Source organism: Mycetocola saprophilus (genome assembly GCF_000718085.1).
Lineage (GTDB): Bacteria > Actinomycetota > Actinomycetes > Actinomycetales > Microbacteriaceae > Mycetocola > Mycetocola saprophilus.
Genome location: NZ_JOEC01000002.1, coordinates 712,652 through 728,794, shown reverse-complemented (window position 1 = coordinate 728,794; position 16,143 = coordinate 712,652). Strand labels below are relative to the sequence as shown.

Sequence of the window (16,143 nt, the reverse complement as noted above, 5' to 3'; positions counted from 1 at the left end):
CCGATTCTGCGGTGGAATCACCTGACTCCCGTGCGCGCTCATGCCGGGTTCCCCGCGCCGCGATAGCTGTCCAGCGCGGCCTCGACCCCGCCCGAGCGCGGCACCGAGACGCCGTGACGCACCAGCACGGATTCCAGCGCGGCGAGGGTCGAGAGCACGGTGTCGCGGCGGGCGTTGTAGCCCATCGTCCCGATCCGCCAGACCTTGCCGTGCAGCGGCCCGAACGAGGTGCCAATTTCGATCGCAAAGTCCGTCAGCATGTCCGCTCGCACCGCGTCGCCGTTGACCCCCTCGGGGATGTGCACGGCCACCACATTATTCATCCGGTACTGGGCCTCACCGAAGTCACGCAGGCCGAGACCGAGCACCCCGGCATGGATCGCCGCCCCGTGTACCCGGTGGCGCTCGATGGTCTCGGCCAGCCCCTCGGTCACGATGATCCGCGCGCACTCATGCGCCGCATAGAGCATGCTGGTGGCCTCGGTGTGGTGGTTGAGCCGGGTGGCACCCCAGTAGTCAAAGATCATGCCGAGGTCGAAGTAGTTGGAGCGGATGCGGTGCTCGGAGGGGAACTGTCCGGGATCGCGCAGGCCCGCCTCCACGCTGTGCCGGCGACCGATCCGCTCGACCGCCGCCGGAGAGAACGAGGCGGGCGCGCTACCCGAGGGCCCGCCCAGGCACTTTTGCAGTCCGGCCGTGGCGGCATCGATGCCCAGCTCATCCTGATCAAATGGGTTACCACCGAGCGAGGCCGTTACGTCGGTGTAGAGCAGTGCGCCGTAGCGGTCGCAGATTTCGCGCAGGCCCTCCATCGGTTGCAGCATCGTGGTGGAGGTGTCACCGTGTACCATCGCCACCAGCGCGGGCCGGGTCTGCGCGATGGCCTCGGCGATCTGCTCGGGCCGAAACACCGTGCCCCAGGGGATCTCGCGCACGTGCACCTCGGCCCCGGCCCGCTCGCAAATCTCGCGCAGCAGTCCGCCGAAGCGCCCAAAGATCGGCACCAGCACGCGGTCGCCGGGAGTGATCAGCGAGAATAGCGCGGCCTCGATGCCCGCGCGGGCGGTACCGTCCACCAGGAGTGTGTGTTCGTTGCGGGTCTGGAACACCCGGCGGTAGAGCTCCTGGGTCTGGCCCATATAGTCGGTCATGGCCGGGTCGAACTGGCCGATCAGCCCGGCCGACATCGCCCGCAGCACGCGCGGATCGGCGTTGATCGGTCCCGGACCCATCAGCAGCCGCTGCGGCGGCGCGATCGGCTCGGAGGCAAAGGTGGGAACCTGGGGGTGGATGGTCATGAGATCTCCCGAACGGTTGAGGGGAACAGGGTTTCGGCGAGCGCAAGCAGGGTGTGCTCGCTGCCGGGCGGACCGATCAGGCTCAGGCCGATCGGAAGCGCACCCGGTGCCCGCGGCACCGGGAAGGCGAGCGCCGGACGTCCGGTGAGGGAGGCCAGCGTGGTGAGGCGCAGGGTGTGGGCGCGAACCCGGTCGAGTTCGGCGGGATCCGCGTCCACCCGGGGTGCCGGTCCGGGAGTCGTGGGCAGCAGCACCACGCGCTCGCCGAGGGCGGCGTTCAGGTGCGCCCGGAGTTCCGGCAGCCGGGTTATGGCGGCGGCGAGCACCGCGGGATCCAGATTCGCGGCGGCCCGGAATCGCTCGGCAACCGCCGGATCGAGGGCACCCGGATGCGCGGCCACCCACTCGCCGTGCGCCGCGTGGGCCTCCCCCGCCTGGACCACCCGGAAGACCTCGGGTACCTCGGCGAGGTGGGCGGGGGCCAGCTCGGTGATTGTCAGCCCCTGCGCTTCCAGGCGCGCGAGGGCCGCGTGATAGGCGGAAAGCACGTCCGGGTCGATCCCGGGGAGGAGGTCGGGCAGGCACAGAATCTCCGGCTCACTCGCCTCGACCGAGAGTTGTGGCACACTCGCCCGCAGCACGCGGCGCAGCAGCTCGGGGGATCGGGTCAGCCAGCCGACGGTGTCAAAGCTCGGAGCCAGCGGCAGCACCCCGGCCCGCGACACCAGTCCGTGGGTGGTACGCAGCCCCCAGAGTCCCTGATAGGCGGCAGGCACACGAATCGACCCGGCGGTGTCCGTCCCCAGTCCGATACCGACCTGTCCCGATGCCACGGCCACTGCCGGACCGCTCGTGGATCCACCCGGCAGATGTCCGGGGGCGGCCGGGTTCGCCGCCGGGGCGTGCGGACCGCTCGTACCGGTGAGCCCGTACGCAAACTCGTCGGTCTGGGCGATCCCGGTCACCTCGGCCCCCGCCTCCAGCAGGGCGGCGAGGGCCGGGGCGTGGGCGGGCTCGATTTCGTTCTCGGACTCGGCCAGGTAGGCGGGAACCCCGGCACCGATGCGCTGCCCGGCAACCGCAAACAGGTCCTTGACCGCGATCCGCTCCCCCGCCAGCAGCCCGGCGGCGCTCGCCGGAACCAGCGGCGTCCCGACGATCCGCCACACGGCCGGGTCGATAGCCGCGGCCGGGGCCGCCACCTGTGCCAGCGCGATCCGCCAGCCGCCCGGGCCGAGTGTCCAGTGCTGCGTGTTCAGCCCGCGTCCGCCGGAAAGGGTGCGGGTTTCGATGACCATCAGCGCGTTGTGCGGGTCGATCCAGCGCACATCGCGCCCCACAACCTCGCGTCGGGCAGTCCCGCCGCGACGCCCCCGGAAGCGCGAGATCGCCTCGGATCCGCGCAGAATCCCGTGGGCATCGGCGCGCAGGGTGCCCGGCCCCTCGATAAAGGCCGCATCCAGGGCGGCGGTATCGTCGGCGGCGAGCGCGGACTCATAGGACTCGCTAGCGGCGATCAGCGCGCCGAGGTTCTGATCGCCCTCAAAATCGCTGCGACGGATGGTCGCGTGCACCCCCACCACGCGGTCCACCACCTGGGAGATCCGGAAGTCGGTCGCGGCGCTGAGGTAGGCGTAGGCGAGGTGAGACTCCATGTCGAAGCGGGTGCCAAGCAGTGCCACACTCGCGCCGACGCAGGCGCGCATCGCCTCGTCCAGGGTGTCCCCTAGGCCGCAGGGCACGAGGAACTCGGGGGTCTCGATCAGCGGCGCGCTCAGGGTTCCCCAGCGAGCCGCGGCTTCGGAGGCGCTCACCAGGTCAAAACGCACGGTCACCCGCAGCGAGGCCTCCAGCGCCGTCAGCGACACCTCGCCGTCCCCCTGGGCGAAGTGCGGATCCCCCACATAGGCGAGGGCCCCGGCCACCTGCACGGGCAGGTAGATCGTGGTGCCGGGCACCAGCAGGGACACGTCGATGTTGCCACCATGCATCCCCGGCGGAACCGAGTGGGGGCGTTCGGTCTCGGCGACCGCGACCCCCATGATTCCCAGGAACGGTCGCAGCGGGAAGGTCGCCCGCCCGGGCGCGACGCCGTCACCCAAACCGGGCTGCGAGCCGGACGGAGGTGTCCGCGGGTCATCCCCGGATCCGGGCGCACCCGTGCGCAGCGGCACGCTACCGTGGGCGGGAGCGTCGGCCGCGAGGTCGGAGGGGTCGTTCGGCATCACCGGGCTGAACACACTCACATTCTCGGAGCCTTCGGGGAACCGATCGGGCAGTGCACCGCGTCCGTGCCGGTTGGAAATCACCCCGTAGGGGACCCGGCGCAGGGCCTCGACCAGGGTGATTCCCAGCACGTCACCCGGCCGGGCACCCCGCACCTCGATCGGCCGCGACACCACGTGTGGCCCGTCGATACTCGCATCGCGCGGCACCGAACCGGCGATTTCTACCGCATCATCCAGGATGCGGTTCCGGGGCACCCCGTGCGCACCGAAGAAGGCGGCGGGATCTCCGCCCTGGTCGTCCAGCAGCCCCTCATGACTGACGGTATCGATGGTGACCTCGGTGCCGGAATCCACGCTGAGGATCGGCGCATCACCGGCGGCGGGCAGACGCCCCCAGAGCACGGTATCGACGCCCGCGGGTACGTAGTGGACGGCACGGATCGGACCGGTGCCGCGCTGCAGGATCGGGCCGATCCCGATCTCGGAGGTGCCGGGATCGAGCCGCCCAAATTCTTGGGATCCGTTCGGCAACGATTCGCCGAGAGTCGCGGCACCGAGAGTCTCGGGCAAGGAAACGGGGAGCGCCGCGGCAGATTCGGGCGAGGCGGCGGCGAGCGCGGGGGATGTCATCGTCGGTGTCTTTCCGGGCACCGGGATGCCCTCGTGATGAGGCGCTCGCCCCGCGATCATGCGCGGGTCTCGCTGCGGGATGCTCCGCGGTGGCCGAGGAAGGCCACCACGATGGTGATCAGGGCGGCCACCAGGATGCCCGGGGCCAGCCCAAATTGGTGCAGCCAGGCACCGGTGGCGGCCCCCAGCCCGATCAGGATGACCGCGAGGGCTCGGCGCAGCCACGGGTGGGTGGCGCCGCGACCCAGCACGGAGTCGTAGGCGAGGCCAACCAGGGTGGAGGTCACCACGACGGTGGTCACATCGGCCACCGCGAGGTGCCGCGCCGCGCCGGCCTGCAAACCCATCGAGGCTCCCAGCAGGCCGGTTACGGTGAGGGCCAGCGGGGTGATATCCACCACCGGCAGGGTCAGCACAATCACCGCGCAGGCGATCAGACCCGCGGCGACGATGCCCAGCTGGGTGGTGTTGCGGCGGGTCCAGCCGGGTTCACTGCCCCGAGCCAGGCGTCCACTGAGTGCGGCCCCGGCCATGAAACAGACGAGGGCGATGACCGGGCCGAGGATCGGCAGGTGATCGGCCCCGACCAGGGCCATGCCCAGCAGCACCACGTTGCCGGTCATATTGCCGGTGAAGACCCGATCCAGGCCGACATACCCCACCGCATCGATGATGCCGGTGGAGAACGTGAGTGCAAGCATCAGGGCGACGTGTGAGACGCCGCCTGTCCGGTGCTGTGATGGTGTGGTCACCCGTGATCCCTCCGCTGACGCGGGACCCAACGGTCACCGCCTCGGTATACCCAAACTAGGCAATACGAAAGTCTACTTGACGGCGATCATGTTTCTAACATGTAAATTCCCGCCGACCCCTCGGGTCAGTGAAGGTTTCGGTATACCCAGATCGGGTTTATGTGGTTGTGTTGAGCGCGTCAAGAACGCGCTGTCTCGCCTCGGCCACGTGGGCGCGCGCAAAGCCCGCCGCGGCTTCCGGCCGTCCCCGCAGGATGGCTCCCGCAAGACTTCGGTGCTCGTCCACCGCCTCATCGTGATCCTCACGGTAGGCGTGGGCCGCCAGGCGTCGATCCATATCCAGGACCGGACGCAGCAGTCGGGTCAGCAGCGAGTTATCGGCAAGCCTGACGATCTCCGCATGCAGGACCGCGGCCGCGGCGGTGGCCCCATCCGATGCCTCGGTTCGGGATACCTCAGCCCGGGCGCTATCGCTCCGACCCCCATCATCCGACGTCGCCCGCGCGGTCACCGCCGCCAGCGCCACGGCCAACGCGGTGGTATCCGCCCCGGCCGCCACGTTGCGGGCGGCGGACTCGGCTGCCAGCACGTCCAGGTGCGCGCGCACGTCAAAGAGCTCGATCACCTCGGCGCGGTCAAAGTCACGCACCACGGTGCCACGTCCGGGCCCCGCGGCAATGTACCCGGCATCCAGCAGCCGCGGCAACGCCTCACGCACCGGCACCCGGGACACCTCAAGCTCGGCGGCCAACTCGCGTTCGCGCAGGCGCTCACCCGGAGCCAGGGTGCCGTCGATGATCCGGTCGCGGATCCGCTCAAACACCCGCTCGCTCAGGCTGTTGGGAATCACGGCGGACATGCTGGTCACGTTAGCACAGCGCCGCCCGGCATCCGTGGGGATGCCGGACGGCGTGTGTGGCTCGGGCGGAGGTTAGCGCTCGCTCGGCGGAATGATCCGGATCGGTGCCGTGGTGTCCTCCAGCTCGCGCCGCTTCTTCCCGGCGGGCTTCACCAGGAAGTGGTAGCTGAGCGCCAGAATCGCGATCCACACCAGTCCCACCCAGAGGGCGTCCCGGGTGCCGGGCACCACACCGATCATCACGATCACAAACACGATGAACCCAACCGCAGCCCAGGATGCGGCGGGCCACAGCGGAACCGGGAACTCGCTGGGCAGCAGATTATCGCGGGCGATCTCGCGTTTCATCCGGATGTGCGAGATCAGAATCATCAGCCACACCACCACCGTGGCAAAGGTGGCCAGGGCCGCGATCAGGAAGAAGATCTGATCGGGGAAGAGGATGTTCAACACCACACCCACCAGCAGCGCCCCGGCCATCGCGATGACCGTGAGCCACGGCACCCCGGTGCGGGTCAGGCTCGTGAACGCCTTGGGTGCGTGGCCCTGCTCGGCCAGGCCGTGCAGCATGCGTCCGGCACCGAAGATGTCCGCATTGATCGCCGAGATCGCCGCGGTGATCACGACCGCGTTCAGTACGTGGGCGGCGCCGGTCAGGCCCAGTCCGTCGAAGATCGACACGAACGGGCTCTTGGATCCGTCGATGGTGTTCCAGGGCTGGATCATCATGATCACGCCGAGGGTCAGCACGTAGAAGAGCAGGATGCGCACGGGCACCGAGTTGATCGCCTTGGGGATGACCTTCTTGGGGTTCTGCGCCTCACCGGCGGTGATGCCGATGACCTCGATGCCACCGAAGGCAAACATCACGATGGTGAACGCGGCCAGGAAGCCCATAAATCCGCCGGCGAAGAATCCACCGTGATCGAAAAGGTTCGCCAGGCCCGCGGCATTTTCGCTCTGGTTGCCCAGGCCGAAGACGATGATCGCGATGCCACCGGCGATCATGCCGATGATGGCCACGATCTTGATCAGCGCAAACCAGAACTCCAGCTCGCCAAACACCTTGACCGAGATCAGGTTGACCGCGGCGATGAAGAAGATCAGCGCCAGGATCCAGATCCAGCGATCCACATCGGGGAACCAGAAGCCCATATAAACCGAGAATGCCGTGACGTCCGCCAGGGCGACCACAAACATTTCAAACGTGTAGGTCCAGCCGGTGAGGAAGCCAGCGAAGGGACCGATGTAGCGCGAGGCATACTGCCCGAACGAGCCCGAGATGGGGTGGCGCACGGCCATCTCGCCGAGGGCACGCATGACCATGAAGACCGCCGCGCCGCCGATCATATAGGCGATCAGCACCGCGGGTCCGGCGGTCTTGATGGCCGCCGAGGAACCGTAGAACAGGCCGGTCCCGATCGCCGAGCCGAGGGCCATGAAGCGGATGTGCCGGGCGGTGAGGCCGCGGCGCATCACGCCGGGGGCTCCGGCGCTCGCGGGCGGCGCGAGCGGGGTTTTCGGTTCGGCGCTCATTGGGCAGCCTTTCGTTGGATCAGGCCGGTAGCGGCCTCAAGAATCAGGAGGGCGGCGAGCCGGATGGTCCGGCCGTCCGCGGTGTCTGCGGTGGCATCGATCTCGGTGATATCGAGCGCGCGTACCCGCGCATCCCGGGTCAGTGCCCGGGTGAGGCGACGCAGTTCATGCGCCTGTAATCCACCCGGCACCGATGCCGGGCAGGCCGGGGCCACGCTGCGATCGCACACGTCCACATCCACATCGATGTGCACGGGTCCGCCCGCAGCACCCGCGATGGCCAGGGCCTCGTGGGCGATGTCCTGCGGGGTGCGATCGTGGAGCGCATCGCGGTGAATCACGGTGATGCCCAGTTCGCGGGCCCGCTCACGGTAGGCGCGGGAGTTGGCGAAGTCGGCGATGCCGATCTGGACCACCCGGGTGCCCTCAAGGCCCGCCTGGATGAGGCGGCGTACCGGGGATCCGTTACTCACTCCGTCGCGCAGGTCATGGTGCGCGTCGATCGTGATCAGCCCGGCGGTGGCAAGGTTATCGCCAAATCCCCCGAGTGCGGCCGGAACGGTGGCCGCATTGTCTCCGCCCAAGCTTATGAGCAGTTCGGTGTCGGAGGCCAATTCGCGCAGGGTGCGAATGGCCGAAGCCTCCCCCTCCAGGGTGTCCGGATCGGCGAGGTTTCCGTCGTCCACCAGGCGCAGCGCCTCCTCGATCACGATGTCGGTTGCGCCATCGAGACTGACGCTGTGTCCCGAGTAGCGCCGCAGCGCGTCTCGGATGGCGTCGGGGGTGTGCTGCGCGCCGGTGGGCGAGAGCGAGGTGCGCCACGTGGGCACACCGATAATGGCCAGGTCGGCGACTCTGCCGCCCGGCAGTGATCCACGGGAGGGCCAGGCGCCAGTGCGAGGCCAGAGCGGATCATCGTGCAGGGATGGGGTACTCATTCCCCGACCGTACCGCGGGAATTCCCTCGGGGTGTACGGGGTGCATGCCCACTTGTGTCTGGTCTGTCAGACGTTACGCCGAGCGTTTTTTGCGGGGCGGGAGCGGCTCGGCAGCGGCTCCGCGGACGCGCTGCAGACGCTCTACAGACGCGAGAAGCCGTCTGGGTTTCGCCACAGGTCTGGAATACCAGACAATAGCGGCACGGGTCGGGTTGGCCTTTTGCCGCCGGTGCGCTCAAATCGGATCATGAGCATCACACAGACCATCACCCTCGGCGCGCAGACCCTCACCATCAACGACGTGGTTCGGGTTGCCCGCGAAAATGCCCGCATCGAGATTGCCCCGGAGGCCGCGGTTCGGATCCGCGCGGCGCGGGACGTGATCGAGGAACTGGCCAACGACACCCGCCCGCACTACGGTGTGTCCACCGGTTTCGGGGCGCTCGCCAATGTGCAGATTCCGACCGAGAAGCGCGCCCAGCTGCAGCGCAGCCTGGTGCGCTCCCACGCCGCCGGCACCGGTGCCGAGGTCGAGCGTGAGGTCGTGCGCGCGCTGATGCTGCTGCGTCTGAACACCCTCATTTCCGGACACACCGGGGTGCGCCTGGAAACCGCCGAAGCCTACCGCGACGTCCTCAACGCGGGCATCACCCCGGTGGTACACGAGTACGGTTCGCTGGGCTGCTCGGGTGACCTGTCCCCGCTCGCCCACTGCGCGCTCGCGGTCATGGGCGAGGGCGAGGTGCACGGACCCGATGGCCGCCGTCAGGACGCCGCCGAGGCCCTGGCCGCCGCCGGAATCACCCCGGTGGTGCTGGCCGAAAAGGAGGGTCTGGCGCTGATCAACGGCACCGACGGCATGCTCGGCATGCTCTCGCTGGCCCTGTTCGACCTGGCGCAGCTGGTCCGGGTCGCGGACATCGCGGCCGCCGCAAGCATCGAGGGCCTGCGGGGCACCGACGCGGTGTTCGCCCCCGACCTGCACGAGCTGCGTCCGCACCCCGGACAGCGCGACAGCGCCGCGAACCTGCGCCGGGTCCTCGCCGATTCGGGCCTGATTCAGCGTCCGGTGGAGGGTCAGTTCACCCGGGTTCAGGATGCCTACTCGCTGCGCTGCTCGCCCCAGGTTCACGGGGCCGTGCGAGCCACGATGGCGCACGCCGAGAGCGTCGCGCAGATCGAGCTGGGTTCGGCCGTGGATAACCCGGTGGTCACCAGCGATGGCCGGGTCGAGTCCAACGGAAACTTCCACGGGGCCCCGGTGGGCTACGTGCTCGACTTCCTGGCGATCGCCGTGGCCGACCTCGCCAGCATCTCCGAGCGTCGCACCGACCGCTTCCTCGACACCTCCCGCAACCACGGCCTGCCGCCCTTCCTCGCCGCCGACCCTGGTCTGGACTCGGGGCTGATGATCGCCCAGTACACCGCCGCCGGGATCGTCTCCGAGCTCAAGCGCCTCGCGGTGCCCGCCTCGGTGGATTCGATCCCCTCGTCGGCCATGCAGGAGGATCACGTGTCGATGGGCTGGGCCGCCGCCCGCAAGCTGCGCCGGGGAATCGACGGCCTGCGCCGGGTACTCTCGATCGAGCTGCTGGCCTCGACCCGCGCGCTGGACTTCCGCCTGAACGACGCACCCGAGCAGCGTCCGGGAGCCGCCACCGGTGCCGTGCACACCCTGTTCCGCACCCGGATCGCCGCACCGAACACCGATGAGTTCCTCTCCCCCACCATCACCGCCGCCACCGAACTGGTGGAATCCGGCGCCGTTTTGGCCGCTGTGGAGGATGCCATCGGTCTGCTTGACTAGGCTGGAGACAACCCCCGTTCGATGACGACCGGGGAGATCCATCGGTTTGGGGAGTGAAACATGGTTGGCGAAGCATCGAGGGTACCCGCGGCGGAACAGACGCTGCAGATCCTCACCCTGCTCTCCACCCAGCGCGGGCCCCTGCCCGCCTCGATGATCGCGACCCAGCTGGATCTGCCCCGATCCAGCGTCTACCACCTGCTCAACGTGCTGGTGCGCAACGGTTTTGTGCTGCACCTGGCCGAGGAGAAGCGCTACGGGCTCGGGGTCGCCGCGGCGGCCCTGAGCTCGGCGTATGCGCGCCAGGAGCCGCTGTCCCGGCTCGGCCGTCCGCTGCTCGCGGGGCTAGTGGACCGGGTGGGTGCCAGCGCGCACCTCGCGGTCCTGCACGGGCGCGATGTCCTCTACATCGTGGAGGAACGAGCCCGAAACGCCCCCTCGCTGGTCACCGATGTGGACGTGCGCCTACCCGCCCCGCTGACCGCCACCGGGCGCGCGATCCTCGCCGGGATGCCCCCGGCCCAGGTGCGGGCCCTGTTCCCGGACAAGGAATCCTTTGTGTCCCGTGGCGAGGGGCCCGATGAGATCACCCGCTACGGCCGGCTGCGCGAGGTACTCGGCCAGGTGCAGCGCCGAGGCTACGCGACCGAGGACGGCTCGGTCAGCCCGGGCCTGTCCTCGGTGGCCTGCGCGGTCCACGACCACCGCGGCTGGCCGGTCGCGGGCCTCGCGGTTACCTTCCCCGCCGATTCGGTGGATCCCTCGGCCCTCGCCGGTCTGGTCGAGCAGGTGCAGAACACCGCGGACACCCTGACCCAGCGCATCTACGGCCGCACCTCCTAGCCCCGGGCATACCCGCATTCGCCGGACGAGACGGTCGTCCGGCGAATGCGGGCGGGAAACTAGCCGTTTCGGCGACGCGCGCCGTGATTCAGTACGGCCCCAAGTATCAGCAGAGACAGCGCACCGATGATCACGGCAGCCAGCATTCCCTGCCCGGATTCGGGAAGGGTGCCTCCGTCATGTGCCCCGGAGGTTGCGCCAGCCGTGGGGGTGCTGGGCGAGGGTGCGGCGGTGCCCGTCGGAGTGGGGAGGGCCGTCACCGAAGGGTCCGGCGTGGGGCTCGGAGTCGGCGTGGGTTCGGGAACCGGCACCACGGTGATGACAACGCTCGACGTCGACGTATTGGCGCTCTGGGCGGCCGATAGGGTCCACTCGCCGAGCGCGAGATCCGTCTCCGGGGTGAAGGTCCAGGTGCCATCATCCCCGACCGGCACGGTCCCCAGGGCAGCTCCATTACCGGTGAGGGTCACGGTCGCCCCGGGAACACCCGTTCCACTCACCACCGGACGCCGGTCCTGCGTATCCCCGGCCGCGGGTGTGAGGATCACCACCGGCGTCTCGACGGCGGCAACAACGAGGGTGAAGGGCACGCTGTGCGTACGCAACGCATTGGTGGCTTCAAGGGTAAAGGTGAAGGTTCCGGCCGCGGTGGGCGTTCCGGCGAGTGTTCCATCGGCGGCAAGGGTGATACCCGCCGGGAGCGCGCTACCCTCGGCGAGGCTCAGCGTGGCCTCGGGATCGCCGCCAAAATCGATGGTTGCCCGATAGGCGACCCCCAAAGTGCCGGGCACCAGGTCCGCATCGACAATCGTGGCGGCCTTGCCACCAAGAATACGGTTTGCCTCGCCGGAACGCAGGTTGAGGACCAGAACGTTCTGGGCCACTCGATCAAAGTGCGGTCGGCGCAGTGACCCACCAATACTCAGTCGTTCCTCACGCCCGTCGGGATTGATCACCGAAAGCGTCCCGTCGGCCCCAGCGGCATAGATGGCCCCCGCGGGATCGCTCGTTGCCCCGTTTTGCTCACCCAGTGAATAGTCACTCACCACCCCGTCCGCGGTGATCACCGTGAGACCAGCCGAGGAGGAGATGAGGGCACGGCCCTGGTTGTCAAAATCGATGTTCCGATTTCCCAGGACGCCGTCGAAACGCCGCTCGGTTCCGGCGCGATCAATCGATACGGTTCCCCGCGGGTTGAACCCGGAACTACCAATCCATACCCGGCCATCGCGCGGGTTGAACCCGATTGTGGCCGGCTCGATGCCCAGGTTCGATGTCACCACCGTGTCGTTGTTCGGGTCCACTCTAAACACGTTGTGGGTCGCACCGAAGTCGATCGCCCACACCGTGCCGGTCACCGGATCAACAACGACATCGGTGGGTTGAAACGCGGCGAGGTTGATACTGGTGACGGTTCCATCGGCGGCGATCTTGCCGATGACCGAGCTCGAGTTTGCCCCCACATAGACGGCGCCGTTGATGGGGTTCACGGCGATTGAGGTCGCCGTACCCGGTGCGCTATAGGTGGTCTGGGTGCCGTCGGCTGCGAGTTTGGTCACGTTGGCAACACCACGCAGCGAATGCGCCACCCAGAGCGCCCCGGTTGCCGAATCGTAGTCCAGTGCGAACGGGCGATCCAGAACCGGAATCTGAGTGACGGTACCGTCAACGGCGACCTCGGTGAGGGTCGCGGTTCCGGAATTTGCTATAAAGATTCGCTCGTCGGGGGTTTGCAGGGACTCCCAGGAGGAGGTGCCCGTGTTGACGGTTTGGTCCATCACGAAATGGGTGGTGGGGATTTCCGGCGCGGCGGCATACGCGCCGGCACCGGTCATCAGCCCCGCCGCCAGCAGCAGGGCAAGAAGCCCCGAGCCGCCGCGGCGAATTCTCCGTTGGTACGTTGTCACTCTGCTACCCCTTACCTGTGGTGTGGGGCGTGCGCTGACGGCCCCGCGGATACCGCGAGTGTGCGCAAACCGATTCCGATTCCGCGCGCACTCGTTGCAGCCTAGCCAAAGCGGGGCGCTTCCACGTTTTTAGCGTCAAAACATGTTCATTTTGTTACCAAAAATACAGATCAGGCGATGTTTACCGCCCCCATCTAGGGCACATTCTGGTGAAAACGGGGAGCGGACCGACCGGGGTGCAGCTCCCCGGTCGGCCCGTGATCGTTCGCGGATCCCTCTTCCCCTGTTATCCGCGAACGCGTACTCCGGCGTGCCAGACCGCGTGGGTCAGCGGCATGCCGGGACGATACGCCAGGTGGGTCACCGAGGGCGCATCGAGTATCTGAAGGTCGGCGCGAGCCCCCACCGTGAGCTCGCCCACCCGAGGTTTACCGAGCCGGTCGATGTGTCGGCCCAGCGCCCGAGCACCGCCGTGGGTGGCCGCGCGTACGGCCTCGGCCACGGTCAGCCGCATCTGCAGCACCGCGGTGGCCACGGCGAATCCCATCGAGGATGTGTAGGAGGTTCCCGGATTCGCGTTGGTCGCGATGGCCAGGTGAGCACCCGCATCCACGAGCTGGCGGGCGGGGGCCAGCGGCATCCGGGTCGAAAGGTCGCACGCGGGCAGGACGGTGGCGACCGTCGCGGATCCGGCCAGCAGATCCACGTCCGCATCGGTCAGAAACCCCAGGTGGTCAACGCTCAGCGATCCGTATTCGACCGCCAGCCGGACACCGGGACCGTGCCCGAGCTGGTTTCCGTGGACGTGGGTCGCGAGTCCGCGAGCGCCGGCGGCCTCCAGGATGCGCCGGGTTTCGGCCTCATCAAACGCCCCGGTCTCGCAGAAGACGTCCACCGCGCTGACGATGTCGGCCACCGCGTCCAGCATCTCGCCGGTCACCAGGTCGAGGTAGGCCTCACGGTCGCTTCCGGCGGGCACGACGTGGGCACCGAGGAAGGTGACCTCATCCACGTGCCGGGCGGCGATCAGGGCGGACCGTCGCTCATCGGCCACGGTCAGCCCGTATCCGGTTTTGGTTTCCAGGGTCGTGGTGCCACCGTCATAAGCCTCTTCCAGGTGACGGACCAGGCCGCGTTCCAGCTCGGCATCGGAGGCTGCACGTGTCGCCTCGACGGTCACGTTGATGCCGCCGGCGGCATATGATTCCCCGGCCATTCGCGCCTCGAACTCTGCGGTCCGGTCCCCGGCAAACACCAGGTGGGTGTGCGAATCCACCCAGCCGGGCAGCGCCGCGCGTCCCTCGGCATCGTAACGTTCATCGGCGGCCGGGGCGTGGGCGGCGGGCCCGGTCCAGGCAACCAGGCCGTCGTTGATCACGACCGCCGCATCGTGCAGGCGACCGCCGGGATGTGCGGGATCGTGGGTGGTCAGCTCGCCGATACCGGTGATCAGGGTGCTCATGTTCGCTCCTCCCGAGCGGTTCGGATGCGGTGACCGCGGCCCCCGCATCCGAGACTCTGGCTAGTTGCCGGTGTTGCGGATGGTCGGTTCCATCGGGATGTGGACGCCGCGCTCGGCGGCCACGTCCACGGCCCGCTGGTAGCCGGCATCCACGTGTCGAATCACACCCATGCCCGGGTCATTGGTCAGCAGACGCGAGAGGCGCTCGGCTGCCAGCGGGGTGCCGTCGGCCACGGATACCTGACCGGAGTGGATCGAGCGGCCGATGCCCACCCCGCCGCCGTGGTGGATCGATACCCAGGTGGCACCCGAGGATGCGGCGGTCAGGGCGTTGAGCAGGGGCCAGTCGGCGATCGCGTCCGAGCCGTCGGCCATGGATTCGGTCTCGCGGTAGGGCGAGGCGACCGATCCGGAGTCGAGGTGGTCGCGGCCGATCACGATCGGGGCGCTCACCTTGCCCTCGGCCACCAGCTCATTAAAACGAACGGCAGCCTTGGCCCGGTCGCCATAGCCGAGCCAGCAGATGCGTGCGGGCAGGCCCTCGTACTCGACGTGCTCCTGGGCGGCGCGGATCCAGCGGTGCAGGTGCTCGTTTTCGGGGAACAGCTCAAGCATGGCCTCGTCGGTGACCCGGATGTCCTCGGGGTCGCCGGAGAGCGCGACCCAGCGGAACGGCCCGAGTCCCTCGCAGAACAGCGGACGGATATAGGCGGGCACGAATCCGGGGAATTCGAACGCTCGGTCGTAGCCGCCGTGGCGGGCCTCGTCGCGGATCGAGTTGCCGTAGTCGAAGACCTCGGCACCGGCATCCTGGAACTCCACCATCGCCTGGACGTGCGCGGCCATCGAGGCGCGGGCGTCGATCGTGAAGGTTTCGGGATCGGCGGCGGCGCGCTCGGCCCACTCGGCGACGGTGTACCCGATCGGAAGGTAGGAGAGCGGGTCGTGGGCGGAGGTCTGGTCGGTCACGATGTCGATCGGAATGCCGCGGCGCAGCAGCTCGGGGAACACCTCGGCGGCGTTGCCCACGAGGCCCACCGAGAGCGCGGTGCGGTTTTCCTTGGCCTCAAGCACGAGTTCGAGGGCGCGGTCGATGTCGGTCTCGACGCGGTCGAGGTAGCGCTTACCGGCGCGACGGTTCAGGCGATCAATGTCGACGTCGACGATCAGCACGGCCCCGCCGTTCAGGGTGACCGAGAGCGGCTGTGCGCCGCCCATGCCACCGCAGCCGCCGGTGAGGGTCAGGGTTCCGGCGAGGGTGCCGCCGAAGCGCTTTTCGGCGATCGCGGCGAAGGTTTCGTAGGTGCCCTGGAGGATGCCCTGGGTACCGATATAGATCCAGGATCCGGCGGTCATCTGGCCGTACATCGTCAGGCCCTCGGCCTCCAGGCGACGGAACTCGGGCCACGTCGCCCAGTCGCCGACGAGGTTGGAGTTGGCGATCAGCACCCGCGGTGCCCACACGTTGGTGCGGAAGACGCCGACGGGCTTGCCGGACTGCACCAGCAGGGTTTCATCGTCATCGAGGTTGGTGAGTTCGCGGGTGATCGCGTCGAAGCTCGCCCAGTCGCGTGCGGCCCGGCCGGTGCCGCCGTAGACGACGAGGTCGTCGGGGCGCTCGGCTACCTCGGGATCGAGGTTGTTGTGCAGCATGCGCAGCACGGCTTCGGTCTGCCAGCTTTTTGCGGTGATCTCGGTACCTCGCGCCGCGCGAACCGGACGTGCCCCAGGGAGTGCCATGTTGAAGACCTTTCGTTGTCTGCCTGACCCAATCCAACCGGTCCCGCACCCCCGGAACAATGCCCGTCCCGGCCGGTCTGTCTGGGGTGCCAGACCTCCTCAGAGTGGGGTGAGGCGATCCAGGATCCAATGGGATGCAACAC

The 16,143-nt window shown here is 68.4% G+C and carries 11 protein-coding genes; 2 read left to right on the top strand and 9 right to left on the bottom strand.

The window, feature by feature from the left end; genetic code table 11:
* Positions 1 to 38: 38 nt before the first annotated feature.
* The 6 genes from IE92_RS0109150 to IE92_RS0109120 all read right to left on the bottom strand — a co-directional run bounded on the left by IE92_RS0109150 (position 39) and on the right by IE92_RS0109120 (position 8,241).
* On the bottom strand, positions 39 to 1,298 hold the full coding sequence (locus tag IE92_RS0109150) for a pyridoxal-phosphate-dependent aminotransferase family protein (RefSeq protein WP_245601251.1): 1,260 nt from the start codon (positions 1,296 to 1,298) through the stop codon (positions 39 to 41).
* A complete protein-coding gene (locus IE92_RS19090; RefSeq protein ID WP_211250770.1) occupies positions 1,295 to 4,156 on the bottom strand; it encodes an AtzH-like domain-containing protein in 2,862 nt (953 codons plus the stop codon). Before IE92_RS19090 ends, IE92_RS0109150 begins: the two co-directional genes overlap by 4 nt.
* Positions 4,157 to 4,212: 56 nt before the next feature.
* Positions 4,213 to 4,908 carry a YoaK family protein gene (locus IE92_RS0109135; RefSeq protein WP_030148194.1) on the bottom strand — a complete coding sequence of 232 codons (696 nt, stop codon included), beginning with the start codon at positions 4,906 to 4,908 and terminating at the stop codon, positions 4,213 to 4,215.
* Positions 4,909 to 5,065: 157 nt separating this feature from the next.
* Complete coding sequence (locus IE92_RS0109130) at positions 5,066 to 5,767, bottom strand: GntR family transcriptional regulator (RefSeq protein ID WP_030148193.1); 702 nt, start codon at positions 5,765 to 5,767, stop codon at positions 5,066 to 5,068.
* Between the two features lie 72 nt (positions 5,768 to 5,839).
* Complete coding sequence (locus IE92_RS0109125) at positions 5,840 to 7,303, bottom strand: amino acid permease (RefSeq protein WP_030148192.1); 1,464 nt, start codon at positions 7,301 to 7,303, stop codon at positions 5,840 to 5,842.
* Complete coding sequence (locus tag IE92_RS0109120; RefSeq protein ID WP_030148191.1) at positions 7,300 to 8,241, bottom strand: arginase family protein; 942 nt, start codon at positions 8,239 to 8,241, stop codon at positions 7,300 to 7,302. Before IE92_RS0109120 ends, IE92_RS0109125 begins: the two co-directional genes overlap by 4 nt.
* Before the next feature lie 247 nt (positions 8,242 to 8,488).
* Between IE92_RS0109120 and hutH the strand changes: the two genes are divergently transcribed.
* Together hutH and IE92_RS0109110 are read left to right on the top strand one after the other, a co-directional pair.
* Positions 8,489 to 10,048 (top strand): histidine ammonia-lyase, encoded by a 1,560-nt coding sequence (gene hutH, locus IE92_RS0109115; protein WP_030148190.1) that lies wholly within the window; start codon positions 8,489 to 8,491, stop codon positions 10,046 to 10,048.
* 60 nt (positions 10,049 to 10,108) lie between these two features.
* On the top strand, positions 10,109 to 10,891 hold the full coding sequence (locus IE92_RS0109110) for an IclR family transcriptional regulator (RefSeq protein ID WP_030148189.1): 783 nt from the start codon (positions 10,109 to 10,111) through the stop codon (positions 10,889 to 10,891).
* A gap of 59 nt (positions 10,892 to 10,950) precedes the next feature.
* On the opposite strand, the gene IE92_RS0109105 is transcribed toward IE92_RS0109110, so the two are convergent.
* The 3 genes from IE92_RS0109105 to hutU all read right to left on the bottom strand — a co-directional run bounded on the left by IE92_RS0109105 (position 10,951) and on the right by hutU (position 16,000).
* The gene (locus IE92_RS0109105) at positions 10,951 to 12,798 is read right to left on the bottom strand and encodes an Ig-like domain-containing protein (protein ID WP_156027485.1); all 1,848 of its coding nucleotides are present in this window, start codon (positions 12,796 to 12,798) and stop codon (positions 10,951 to 10,953) included.
* Positions 12,799 to 13,084: 286 nt separating this feature from the next.
* Entirely contained in the window at positions 13,085 to 14,260 is a 1,176-nt protein-coding gene (gene hutI / locus IE92_RS0109100; RefSeq protein ID WP_030148187.1) for an imidazolonepropionase, read from the bottom strand.
* A 60-nt stretch (positions 14,261 to 14,320) separates the two neighbouring features.
* Positions 14,321 to 16,000: a urocanate hydratase gene (gene hutU, locus IE92_RS0109095; protein ID WP_030148186.1), complete on the bottom strand. Its 1,680-nt coding sequence runs from the start codon at positions 15,998 to 16,000 to the stop codon at positions 14,321 to 14,323.
* Positions 16,001 to 16,143: the final 143 nt, after the last annotated feature.

Excerpts from the sequence above, each read along its gene's own strand:
- IE92_RS0109150 (WP_245601251.1), bottom strand. The coding sequence starts at position 1,298 with ATGACCATCCACCCCCAGGTTCCCACCTTTGCCTCCGAGCCGATCGCG.
- IE92_RS19090 (WP_211250770.1), bottom strand. The coding sequence starts at position 4,156 with ATGACATCCCCCGCGCTCGCCGCCGCCTCGCCCGAATCTGCCGCGGCG.
- IE92_RS0109130 (WP_030148193.1), bottom strand. The coding sequence starts at position 5,767 with ATGTCCGCCGTGATTCCCAACAGCCTGAGCGAGCGGGTGTTTGAGCGG.
- IE92_RS0109125 (WP_030148192.1), bottom strand. The coding sequence starts at position 7,303 with ATGAGCGCCGAACCGAAAACCCCGCTCGCGCCGCCCGCGAGCGCCGGA.
- IE92_RS0109120 (WP_030148191.1), bottom strand. The coding sequence starts at position 8,241 with ATGAGTACCCCATCCCTGCACGATGATCCGCTCTGGCCTCGCACTGGC.
- hutH (WP_030148190.1), top strand. The coding sequence starts at position 8,489 with ATGAGCATCACACAGACCATCACCCTCGGCGCGCAGACCCTCACCATC.
- IE92_RS0109110 (WP_030148189.1), top strand. The coding sequence starts at position 10,109 with ATGGTTGGCGAAGCATCGAGGGTACCCGCGGCGGAACAGACGCTGCAG.
- hutI (WP_030148187.1), bottom strand. The coding sequence starts at position 14,260 with ATGAGCACCCTGATCACCGGTATCGGCGAGCTGACCACCCACGATCCC.
- hutU (WP_030148186.1), bottom strand. The coding sequence starts at position 16,000 with ATGGCACTCCCTGGGGCACGTCCGGTTCGCGCGGCGCGAGGTACCGAG.